The organism is Streptomyces sp. NPDC054961 (genome assembly GCF_053609145.1).
In genome coordinates this window covers 142,349-152,439 of sequence record NZ_JBSGWY010000011.1, presented here as the reverse complement: position 1 = coordinate 152,439, position 10,091 = coordinate 142,349, and the positions used below count along the sequence as shown (strand labels likewise).

The window sequence follows — 10,091 nt, the reverse complement described above, 5'->3', positions numbered from 1 at the left end:
CCACACCCCCCCCCGCCACCCCCTCACTTGGCGCCCCGCCCCTGCGCGCCCCCCCGGCCCCCCTGCGGGCGGGGCGCCCCGGGGCTCCGTCGTACCGGGCGGGCCGGGCGGCCCGGATCAGATCAGATCGTCGAGGTGTCGATGACGAAGCGGTAGCGGACGTCGCCCGCCTGCACGCGCTCGTAAGCCTCGTTGACCTCCTCCGCGCGGATCACCTCGATGTCCGAGCCCAGCGCGTGCTCCGCGCAGAAGTCGAGCATCTCCTGCGTCTCGGCGATGCCGCCGATCATCGAACCGGCCAGGGTCTTGCGGCCGTTGATGACGGAGAACAGGTTCAGGGCGACCGGCTCCTCCGGGGCGCCGACGTTCACCAGGGCGCCGTCCACCTTCAGCAGGGCCAGGTAGGAGTCGAAGCCGAGCGGCGCGGAGACGGTGGAGACGATGAGGTCGAAGCTGCCGGCCAGCTCGTCGAAGGTGGCCTCGTCGCTCGTGGCGTAGAAGTGGTCCGCGCCGAGCCTGTGCCCGTCCTCCTTCTTGCGCAGGGTCTGCGACAGTACGGTCACCTCCGCGCCCATGGCGTGCGCGAGCTTGACGCCCATGTGCCCGAGGCCGCCGAGCCCGACGACGGCGACCTTCTTGCCGGGGCCGGCCCCCCAGTGCCTGAGCGGCGAGTAGAGGGTGATGCCGGCGCACAGCAGCGGGGCGGCCACGTCGAGGCCTATGCCGTCGGGGATCCGGACGGTGTAGTTCTCGTCGACCACGATGTGGGTGGAGTAGCCGCCGTAGGTGGGCTCGCCGTCCTTGCCGCGGGCGTTGTACGTGCCGGTCATGCCCTTGACGCAGTACTGCTCCTGGCCGCGCAGGCAGTACGCGCACTCGCGGCAGGAGTCGACGAAGCAGCCCACGCCGACCCGGTCGCCCACGGCGAACCTGGTGACGTCCGCGCCCACCTCGCTCACGACACCGGCGATCTCGTGGCCCGGGACCATCGGGTAGATGCCCTCGCCCCAGCCGTCGGTGGCCTGGTGGATGTCGGAGTGGCAGATCCCGGCGAACTTGATGTCGATGAGGACGTCGTGCGCGCCGACGGGACGGCGCGGGACGGTGGTGCGCTCCAGCGGGGCCTTGGGGGCGGGAGCGGCGTAGGCGGCGGCCTGGGTGACGGACACGGTGGTGGCTCCTCGGTCGGTTCGGTGCGACCAGCCTGCCTCCTCCCCCGCCCGGTACCCATCCCCCTGTCCTGCCTAGGACTGGCGGACCTACCCCTGGCAGGGTCAGGCACGGCCCTGCGGTCCGCGGGCCCGCGCGGAGATACTGGGGTGATGGACCAGTCCGATCAGCGAGCCGAGCTCGGCGAATTCCTCCGCACCCGGCGCGCCCGCCTGCGCCCCGAAGACGTGGGCCTGCCCGACTACGGACGCCACCGCCGGGTCCCCGGGCTGCGCCGCGAGGAGCTGGCGCAGCTGGCGGGGGTGTCGGTCGCGTACTACACGCGCATGGAGCAGGGCCACGGGCAGAACGTGTCCGCGGAGGTGCTCGACGCCATCGCGAGGGCGCTGCGCCTGGACGGTACGGAGCGCGCGCACCTGAGCCGTCTCGCCGCCCCGAAGCCCCGCAAGCGCCGCCAGTCGTCGCGTCCGCAGCAGGTGCGCCCGGAGCTGCGGACGCTGCTGGACGCGATGGAGGGGGTACCGGCGTACCTGGTCGGGCGGCGGCAGGACGTCATCGGCTGGAACCGGCTGGCGGCGGCGGTCTTCGGCGATTTCGGGGCGCTGCCGGCGTCCGAGCGCAATCTGGTGCGGCTCGTGTTCCTGGACCCGGCGACGGCGGAGCTGTACGCGGACTGGGAGTGCCGGGCGTGCGAGGTGGTGAGCAATCTGCGGCTGTACGCCGGCCGGTTCCCCGACGACGACCGGCTGACGGCGCTGGTGGGCGAGCTCTCGGTCAAGAACGAGGAGTTCCGCCGGCTGTGGGCCGCGCACACGGTGGCGGCCGACAAGACGCACGGCAGCAAGCGGCTGCGCCACCCGCTGGTCGGTGAGCTGGTGCTCTCCTTCGAGACCCTGGCCCTGCCGGACGATCCGGCGCAGTTCCTGGTCACGTACCACGCGGTCCCGGGCTCCCCCTCGGCCGACGCGCTGCGCCTCCTGGCGTCCTGGTCGGCGAGGACGGAGCCGCGCGAGGCACCGGAGCCGCAGGAGCCCGCGGGCGCGCCGGTGCCGGTGGTGCCGCACGACGCCGCCGGCGGACTCGGGGGCGGCGTGGCGGCGACCGGGGCCGAGTCCCGGGACCCGGGACCACACGCCTAGAGCCTGAGCTGGAAGTACCCCGCCGCGCGCTCGCGGCGGTAGCCGAGGGCGGCGTTCACCGTGAGCATCGGGGTGTTCTCGTCCGCCACCGAGGTGTCGATGTGGCGCAGCGACGGATGGCGGACCGCCGCCTCGGCGAGCATGCGGAGCTTCACCGCCCGCCCGAGGCCGTGGCCGCGGTGGCCGGGGGCGACGACCGTGTCGTACTGGAGGGCGCGCTCTCCGGCCGGGTCGGGGAGGACGAGCTCCGTGTACGCCGCCACCTCGCCCTGCGGGGTGACCGCGGCGACGGTGGTCACGGCGCCGCCCCGGGCCAGGATCAGCCGGTGGGCCGCGTGCAGCCGCTCCGCGGACCAGGTCTGGGTCCGCTGGTCGAGGTCCCCGCTCGGGGCGTCGTCCATCGACCCGTGGGCGAGGGCCGTCGCCTGCGCCCAGGCGTCGGGGACCAGACCGGGCCAGCAGTGCAGCGCGTAGCCGGGTGCCAGGGCCGGCGGCCCCGGCACGGGCGGCTCGGCCCGCGCCGCGCGCACGTCCTGGGCGTACCAGCCCATCGGCAGGACGTTCTCGAAGCCGAGCGCCCGGGCGAAGGCCTCGCCCGGGCCGCCCAGGTCCACCTCGGCCGAGACCGAGGTCCGGCCCTCGGCGAGCAGTTCCTCCCGGACCCGCTGCCACAGCGCCGTGCCCACGCCCCGCCGGCGCGCGTCGGGACGGACCGTCAGCTCGTCCAGGTGCGCGGTGCGCTCGTTGCTCCCGTCCGCGAAGAGGATCAGGGAGGCGACCCCGCCCTCGGTCGCCCAGTGGACGGCTCGGCCCCGTGCCGGCGGAACCCGCAGCCGCCCGGCCACCTCCCCGGGGCTGGGCGGCGGCAGCTGCGGCAGGTCGAGGCCCCGGGCGGCGGCCAGGACCGACCGCCAGGCGTCCGCCTCGGAGTCGGACGGGGGTGCGGAGAGCTGGGTGACCTGCTGGGTGATCGGCATGAGCAGGACCCTAGACCGGACCCCGCCCGGACGCCCGGGGGTTTCCGCGGCCCCCGGCGCCCGGCAGCGGGTTGTTTCTCGGCTGATCCGCCGCGCGCATGCCCAGGCCGGGTGGTTCCTGTACGCCCCGACGTGTGCGCTCGTCGAGGCCGACCGGGCACGGCCCGGTACGGCCGAGCACCTGGCAGCCCTGCCGGGCATCACCGTCCTCGACCTGGATCTGCCCGCCTCGCTCGCCCTGGCGCAGCAGGAGACCTGGGCGGCCGCCCACAGTCAGCACGCGGCGCAGCCCACGGCGGACCGGCCTGAAGGGGCGATCGTGGCCACCACTGTGCCGAAGCGCGGGGAGGGCCTGCCCGTGCGGGTCCTGTACCTGACCCCGTGAGCGGCCAGGCCCGGCTGCCGGTGGAAGACCGATGCGCGAACAACCACCGCGGCGTGTGGGACACCCGGCATCTTCATGCCCTCAGCACGACAGGGTCGGCGGAGTCGTCGACGGTGATGTCGTGCGCGGGGTTGGGGGGTCATCGGCGGTGGGCGGCGACGGCGACGGCGGAAACAAGGGCGAGGGCGAGCAGGCCACCGGTCAGCGCGAGGGCGGGGTAGCCGGCGGCGGCGACCATGAGACCGGAGGCGAGGCCGCCGGCGGCGCCGGCGATGGCGATGGAGACGTCGACCAGGCCCTGGGTCTTGGCGCGGGTGGCGAGCGGCACGCTGTCCGTGGTGATCGCGGTGCCGGCGACGAGGCCGAAGTTCCAGCCGAGTCCGAGCAGGGCCAGGGCGAGGGCGAGGAGCGCGACGGAGTCGCCGGGCGCGGTGGCGGCGAGCACGCCTGCGACGAGGAGGGTGACGCCGGAGGCGGCTGCGACCCTCATGCCGCCGTAGCGGTCGACGAGCCGGCCGGTCAGGGGCGAGGGGAGGTACATCGCGCCGATGTGGACGGCGATGACCAGACCGGAAGCGGCGGTGCCGTGGCCCGTGTCGTGCATGTGGACCGGGGTCATCGTCATGATCGCGACCATGACGAGCTGGGTGAGGCTCATGACGACGGCGCCGAGGACGAGGCTGCGGCGGCCGTCGCGGGTCCGGCCGGGAGTGTGGGTGTCGTCGGTGGCGTGGGCGGGTTCGGCGGCGGCGATGGTGCGGGCCAGGAGCAAGGGGTCGGGGCGCAGTCGCAGGGCGAGGACGAGGGCGGCGAGCGCGTAGGCGGCGCCCGACAGGAGGAAGGGGCCGGCGAGGGTGGGGATGCCGAGGGCGTGGGCGAGGTCGCCGGTGGGGGCGGCGAGGGCGGGGCCTGCCACGCCGCCCGCGGTGGTGGCGGCCAGAACGGTGGAGACGGCTCGGGCGCGGCGGTCGGGTTCGGCGAGGTCGGCTCCGGCGTAGCGGGCCTGGAGGTTGGTGGCGGTGCCGGCGCCGTAGACGAACAGGGCGACGAACAGCAGGGCGGGGTTGTCGAGGGCGGCGGCGGTGATGACGCCGGCGCTGCCGATGGCGCCGGCGAGGTAGCCGGCGGCGAGTCCCGGGCGGCGGCCGCGGGCCTGGGAGATGCGGCCGACGGCGACGGCGGCAAGGGCGGATCCGGCGGTGAACAGGGCGCTGGGCAGGCCGGCGAGGCTGGTGGAGCCGAGCATCTGCTGGGCGAGGAGGGCTCCGACGGTGACTCCGGCGGCGAGCCCGGCGCCGCTGAGGATCTGGGAGGCGACCAGAACGCACAGGATGCGGTGCTGGGCCCGGGCGGTGTCAGGTATGACGGCCGTCTTGCCGCCGGTGGCGGTGCTGGTCATGTCCGGGGTCTCTCCGTGAGCGGTGGAGCGGCTGGGCAGGCCGAAGTCAGGGGCGGCGAGCGGGGGCGCGGTGCGCGCCCGTCGTGGGTCGCGGGCTCCGGCCCGAGCCCATCGGGTCCGGGCCGGAGGTGCGCGGCGGAGTCAGCCGGCTTGGAAGGCACGGGCGAGGTCGGCGATGGGGTCGGCGATGAGGTCGACGGGGGCTTCGAGGCCGACGGACAGGCGGATCACGCTGTCGATATGCGGCAGGGAGCCGGCCGGCGGCGGCAGGCGCAGGGTGTCATTCGGCTGGTCCGCCGTCGAGATCGTCCGCGTAGTGCTCGACGGCTCGCCGGTATTCCCGGACCCGCCGGTCGCTGCTGGTGGCCGCCAGCGAGGCCAGCAGGATCCGTACGGCTTCGCGGCTCTGTCCGGTGTTGTACAGCGCCATGGCCAGAAAGGCCTGCAGGCTGGGATCGTTCGGGAACTCCGCCAGCCCGCGACGCAGCGTCCGCACCGCCTGGGCGTAGCGGCCCAGCACTCGGTAGGTGCTGCCCAGCCCGAGGAAGGCGCCGTGGCGGTCGTCCTCGGTCAGATCCGGCTCAGCCAGAGCCCGTTCGTAGAACGGGACGGCCTCGGCCTCCAGGCCGAGCACATCGTGGACCCAGGCTGTCTGGTAGGCGATCTCGGCGTCCTGCGGATGCCGCTGTGCGAGCGCCAGCAACCGCTCCCGGGCCTGCGCGGCCTGTCCCTGTTCGCGCAGGCGCACGGCCTGCGACAGAGCCGCTTCCCGTTCCTGGTCGCCGCTCGGATCCCTCGGCTCGGACGGCACGGCCTCGGCGCCTTTTCCCGCCGTCGCCGGACGGGCGGGGGCCGACGTGTCGCCGGGCACCGCGTCCGGTGCAGCCAGAGCCAGTTCAACGGCGTGTTCGACGTGCAGGCGGGTGGTGTCGAAGAGCGGCACCGGGGTATCGGCCGGGCCGATCAGCAGCGGGATCTCGGTGCAGCCGAGGATCACGCCCTCGGCACCCCGTGCGGCGAGGGCCCCGATGATCCGGGTGAACTCCTGCCGCGAGGAGTCGTGGATCAGCCCTCTGGTCAGTTCGTCGTATATGACGTCGTGGACGAGCGCGCGCTCCGGCGCGTCCGGGGTGAGGACCTCGATCCCGTGCTCCGCCATCCGGGCCCGGTAGAACTCGCCCTCCATCGTGAACCGCGTCCCCAGCAGGCCGACCGTGCGCATGCCGGCCGCGCGGATCCGCTGCGCCGTCGCATCGATGATGTCCACGAACGGGATCCGGATCGCGGCGGCGATGTCGTCCGCGACGCGATGCATCGTGTTGGTGCACAGGACGACCAGCTCCGCCCCGGCCCGCTCCAGGCTCACCGCGGCCTCGGCGAGCCGCGTGGCGGCCCCCTGCCAGTCGTCGGCCCGCTGCATCGCCTCGATCTCGGCGAAGTCCACGGTGACCATGACGCTCGATGCGCAGTGGTGCCCGCCCAGCCGTTCGCGGGTGAGCCCGTTGAGCAGCCGGTAGTACTCCGCTGACGACTCCCAGCTCATCCCGCCGATCAGTCCGATGGTCCGCATGCTTCCTCCTGGTGTCCGTGGGCTCCATCGTGCTGCGCACCCGGCGCCCGCAGTAGCCGTGTCCTCCTTGCCCGACCCCCAAGAGATACTTGGGGGTGTGGACACGCACCGCCTGCTGATCTTCCGCGAGGTCGCCCGTACCGAGTCGATCGCTGCGGCGGCGCGCAAACTCGGCTGGACCCAGCCCGCCGTCAGCCAGCACCTGCGCCGGCTCGAGCGGCAGGCCGGCCTCCCGCTCGTGGTCCGCCACTCCCGGGGGATCAGGCTCACCGAGGCAGGCGCGACGCTGCTGCGCCACGCCGACGCCATCGCCACCCGCCTGCACGCGGCCGAGGACGACATGGCCGCGCTCGCCAACCTCACCGCCGGCACCGTACGCCTGGCGGCCTTCCCCTCCGCCTGCGCCACCGTCGTCCCGACCGCCATGACGGATCTGGCCCGCCACCATCCCGGGCTCAAGATCCACCTGACCGAGTGCGAACCCCCCGAGGCCGCCCACCTGGTGACCAGCGGAGAGGCCGACCTCGCCGTGCTCTTCTCACACGACAGCCGGCCACCGGACCACGGCCCCGACCTCCAGCTGATCCCGCTCGCCAACGACCCGGTCCGCCTGGTCGTCCCCGCTGACCACCCCGCCGCGACCGCCGCCGCCCCCCTGACGTGCCTGACATCGACCCCGTGGATCGCCGGCTGCCCGAGCTGCGCCGCCCACCTGGCCCACATCTGCGGGGCCGCCGGCTTCAGCCCCGACGTCCGGCACAGCACCGACGACTACGTCGTCGTCCAGAATCTGGTGGCCCGCCGACTGGGCGTCGCCCTCCTCCCACAGCTCGCCCTCGACGCCTACCGCCACCCCGACGTGCAGGTGCTGCCGCTCGGGACCACCGAGCGGGCGCTGTACCTGCTGTGCCACCGCGAAGCCCTCCAGATCCCCGCCGTCACACAGGCCACCCGGGCCCTCCAGCAGACGGCGACCGCACGCCGGCCGCGGGAGAGCCGGTGATCTGAAGCAGAGCCGAGAGGGAAGGCGCGGGTCACGCCCCGCCCCCTCCAAGCCCGCTCGGGGGCCGCACTCACATCGGATGAGAAGCCGTACGGGAAACGCGGAACGGCGGGGAGCCCCGGTCCGGGCTCCCCGCCGTCCGTCGCGGGGGGTTCTCGTACTACGACCAGCGGTGCGTCAGAGAGCCGCGCCCGCCTTCCAGTCGGCCCAGCTCATGTTCCAGCCGTTGAGGCCGTTGTCCGGCTTGATGGTCTTGTCCGGGGAGTTGACGACCGTGACGACGTCACCGATGAGGGAGTTGTCGTAGAACCAGGCCGCGGGCTGGTTCGGGTCGTTCGCGCCCTTGGCGTCGTTCAGGCCGACACAGCCGTGGCTGGTGTTGACGCTGCCGAAGATCGAGTCGGATCCCCAGTAGTTGCCGTGGACGAAGGTGCCGGAGTTCGACAGCCGCATCGCGTGCGGGACGTCCTTGATGTCGTACTCGCCCTTGCCGTCGTCGTCCGTGAAGCCGACGGTGGCGCCGTTCATCCGGGTCTCCTTGAACTTCTCGGAGATCACCATCTGGCCGTTGTACGTCGGGTTCTCCGGGGAACCCGCCGAGATCGGAATGGTCTTGAGGACCGCGCCGTCCCGGGTGACCGTCATCTTCTTGGTCTTCGCGTCGACCGTGGAGACCTGGCTGCGGCCGATCTTGAAGGTGGCGGTCTTGTTCTGGACGCCCTGGGCCCCGGGACCGCCCTGCACGCCGTCCAGCGCCAGCTTCAGCGTGACGGTGGAGTTCGCCGTCCAGTACTTCTCCGGGCGGAAGTCCAGACGCTGCGCGCTGAACCAGTGGCCCACGACCTCCTGGCCGCTGCTGGAGGTGACCGTGATGCCCGCCTGGACGGCCTTCTTGTCCTTGATGGGCTTGTTGAAGGTGATCGAGACCGGCATGCCGACGCCGACGGTCTGCCCCTCCTCCGGTATGAACGAGCCGACGAAGCTGTTCTCCGGGGAGACCGTGGTGAAGGAGGCGTTCTCGTGCGCCTCGCGGCCCGCCTCGTCCTTCGCGGTCGCGGCCAGCGCGTACTTGGTCGAGCGCTTCAGCGCGGCGTCCGGCTTCCAGCTCTTGCCGTCGGCGGCTATCTTGCCCGCGACCGCCGTGCCCTCGGAGGTCTTCAGATCGACCTGGGTGAGCGTGCCGTCGGTGACGGCCACGTTCGCCGCGTCGTTCAGGCCGACGTTGGTCGCGCCGTCCTTGGGGGTGATGGCTATCTTGGCCTTCGAGGTGTCCTTGGCCGCCGCCGCGTCGACGTCGGCCTTGGCCGAGGCCTCGCCGTTGGCCTTCGGCGCGTCCCCCTTGCCGTCGCTCGCGTCATTGCACCCCGCGAGCACCAGTACGCCCCCGAGCACGGCGGATATGGCCACCAGGGACCTTCTCCGTCGCTTGCTGTCCGTCCTCACACGCCACTCCATCGTTGCCGGAACTCCCCGGGCAGGGGGAATTGACCCCCCTGCCTCGTCCTGACAACGCGTTAACGCCCCGGATCGCTTCCGCATTCCGTTCGAATGTGGTCAACCCCACCGTCAGGCGTTGTCAGTCTCTTCGTCGAAGTCCCCATCTTCCTCGTCGAGGTCCCACTCCATTGACTCGGGGTCGTATTCCACGGGCTCGCTGCTCCAGGAGGCCTGCGCGAGATCGACCCCGGGAATCTCCGCGACCAGGTCGGTGGGGTCCACCAAATAGGCCAAAGCCTCCGATTCGTCTTCCCGGACCGCCGCCTCCGCGTGGCCGCGCTCCTCGTCCGGCATGAACTCGTCGGCCTTGATGTGGGCAAGGGCGGCTCCGGTGAGCGCGGGGACGTCGGACACCTCGAGTACCAAATCCACCCGAAGCCGTACGTACCGTGATGTCTCAGAAGGGTTCATACGACGGAGAGTAAGCCCGCGGAAGCCCCGGCTTTCCCACGACCCGCCCCATTCCGTAGCATCACCGCACACGGCCAATTCGCTGCTGCCACAAGGGGGATCGCACCGTGTCCGCACGACGATCAGCACTCACCGCTCTCGGAGCGACCACCCTCCTCGCCGTCCTGTGGTTCGTCCCCTCGGCCAACGCCACCGCGCCCGGGCACGCGAACGGGGCCTCCGCCGCGCCCGCCGTCGCGAACGCGCAGGTGGAGGTGCGGTCCGTGGCCGCCGAGGCGAGCCTGCCGACCGCCGAGGACTCCTTCTCGCTCGCCGACACGGGCGGCGTCGACACCACCCCGTACCTGCTGGGCGGCACGCTCTGCCTGGGCCTCGGGGCCGGTTTCGTGACCTTCTCGGTGCGCCGCTCGCGCGTGCTGTAGCGGCGGGCGCGGGGTACGGACGAGGGGGCGGGGGGCGGGGGGGCGCCCCCCCCCCGCCGCCCGGGGGGGGGGGGGGGCGCGGGCGCGGCGTCCCCGCCCGGCCGCGCGGGCCCCGCGG

Annotated in this window: 10 protein-coding genes and 1 pseudogene; 4 read left to right on the top strand and 7 right to left on the bottom strand. The window is 73.1% G+C overall.

The window, feature by feature from the left end; all coding sequences use genetic code 11:
* Nucleotides 1–122: 122 nt before the first annotated feature.
* Nucleotides 123–1,169 carry an NAD(P)-dependent alcohol dehydrogenase gene (locus ACWF9Z_RS13670; protein ID WP_453601391.1) on the bottom strand — a complete coding sequence of 349 codons (1,047 nt, stop codon included), beginning with the start codon at nucleotides 1,167–1,169 and terminating at the stop codon, nucleotides 123–125.
* Nucleotides 1,170–1,322: 153 nt separating this feature from the next.
* Between ACWF9Z_RS13670 and ACWF9Z_RS13665 the strand changes: the two genes are divergently transcribed.
* Complete coding sequence (locus ACWF9Z_RS13665) at nucleotides 1,323–2,309, top strand: helix-turn-helix transcriptional regulator (protein WP_453601388.1); 987 nt, start codon at nucleotides 1,323–1,325, stop codon at nucleotides 2,307–2,309.
* Here ACWF9Z_RS13665 and ACWF9Z_RS13660 read toward each other — a convergent pair.
* Entirely contained in the window at nucleotides 2,306–3,286 is a 981-nt protein-coding gene (locus ACWF9Z_RS13660) for a GNAT family N-acetyltransferase (RefSeq protein ID WP_453601385.1), read from the bottom strand. The genes ACWF9Z_RS13665 and ACWF9Z_RS13660 overlap by 4 nt on opposite strands.
* Between ACWF9Z_RS13660 and ACWF9Z_RS13655 the strand changes: the two genes are divergently transcribed.
* Entirely contained in the window at nucleotides 3,285–3,671 is a 387-nt protein-coding gene (locus ACWF9Z_RS13655; RefSeq protein WP_453601383.1) for a hypothetical protein, read from the top strand. The genes ACWF9Z_RS13660 and ACWF9Z_RS13655 overlap by 2 nt on opposite strands.
* 139 nt (nucleotides 3,672–3,810) lie before the next feature.
* Here the strand turns inward: ACWF9Z_RS13655 and ACWF9Z_RS13650 are convergent, their stop codons facing one another.
* From ACWF9Z_RS13650 to ACWF9Z_RS13640, 3 genes and pseudogenes are all read right to left on the bottom strand, one after another.
* Nucleotides 3,811–5,070, bottom strand: coding sequence for an MFS transporter (locus tag ACWF9Z_RS13650; protein ID WP_453601381.1), 1,260 nt, complete (start codon nucleotides 5,068–5,070; stop codon nucleotides 3,811–3,813).
* Nucleotides 5,071–5,350: 280 nt separating this feature from the next.
* Nucleotides 5,351–5,881: a tetratricopeptide repeat protein gene (locus ACWF9Z_RS13645; protein WP_453601441.1), complete on the bottom strand. Its 531-nt coding sequence runs from the start codon at nucleotides 5,879–5,881 to the stop codon at nucleotides 5,351–5,353.
* Between the two features lie 81 nt (nucleotides 5,882–5,962).
* Nucleotides 5,963–6,640 (bottom strand): annotated as a pseudogene (locus ACWF9Z_RS13640) (aspartate/glutamate racemase family protein); the annotation flags it as partial.
* A gap of 97 nt (nucleotides 6,641–6,737) precedes the next feature.
* Between ACWF9Z_RS13640 and ACWF9Z_RS13635 the strand changes: the two are divergent.
* Nucleotides 6,738–7,643: a LysR family transcriptional regulator gene (locus tag ACWF9Z_RS13635; protein ID WP_453601379.1), complete on the top strand. Its 906-nt coding sequence runs from the start codon at nucleotides 6,738–6,740 to the stop codon at nucleotides 7,641–7,643.
* Between the two features lie 177 nt (nucleotides 7,644–7,820).
* Here the strand turns inward: ACWF9Z_RS13635 and ACWF9Z_RS13630 are convergent, their stop codons facing one another.
* Nucleotides 7,821–9,098 carry a L,D-transpeptidase gene (locus ACWF9Z_RS13630; RefSeq protein ID WP_453601377.1) on the bottom strand — a complete coding sequence of 426 codons (1,278 nt, stop codon included), beginning with the start codon at nucleotides 9,096–9,098 and terminating at the stop codon, nucleotides 7,821–7,823.
* 111 nt (nucleotides 9,099–9,209) lie between these two features.
* The gene (locus ACWF9Z_RS13625; protein ID WP_453601374.1) at nucleotides 9,210–9,551 is read right to left on the bottom strand and encodes a hypothetical protein; all 342 of its coding nucleotides are present in this window, start codon (nucleotides 9,549–9,551) and stop codon (nucleotides 9,210–9,212) included.
* A 107-nt stretch (nucleotides 9,552–9,658) separates the two neighbouring features.
* Between ACWF9Z_RS13625 and ACWF9Z_RS13620 the strand changes: the two genes are divergently transcribed.
* On the top strand, nucleotides 9,659–9,973 hold the full coding sequence (locus ACWF9Z_RS13620) for a hypothetical protein (RefSeq protein WP_453601371.1): 315 nt from the start codon (nucleotides 9,659–9,661) through the stop codon (nucleotides 9,971–9,973).
* Nucleotides 9,974–10,091: the final 118 nt, after the last annotated feature.

Excerpts from the sequence above, each read along its gene's own strand:
- ACWF9Z_RS13650 (WP_453601381.1), bottom strand. The coding sequence starts at position 5,070 with ATGACCAGCACCGCCACCGGCGGCAAGACGGCCGTCATACCTGACACC.
- ACWF9Z_RS13630 (WP_453601377.1), bottom strand. The coding sequence starts at position 9,098 with ATGGAGTGGCGTGTGAGGACGGACAGCAAGCGACGGAGAAGGTCCCTG.
- ACWF9Z_RS13660 (WP_453601385.1), bottom strand. The coding sequence starts at position 3,286 with ATGCCGATCACCCAGCAGGTCACCCAGCTCTCCGCACCCCCGTCCGAC.
- ACWF9Z_RS13655 (WP_453601383.1), top strand. The coding sequence starts at position 3,285 with ATGAGCAGGACCCTAGACCGGACCCCGCCCGGACGCCCGGGGGTTTCC.
- ACWF9Z_RS13665 (WP_453601388.1), top strand. The coding sequence starts at position 1,323 with ATGGACCAGTCCGATCAGCGAGCCGAGCTCGGCGAATTCCTCCGCACC.
- ACWF9Z_RS13625 (WP_453601374.1), bottom strand. The coding sequence starts at position 9,551 with ATGAACCCTTCTGAGACATCACGGTACGTACGGCTTCGGGTGGATTTG.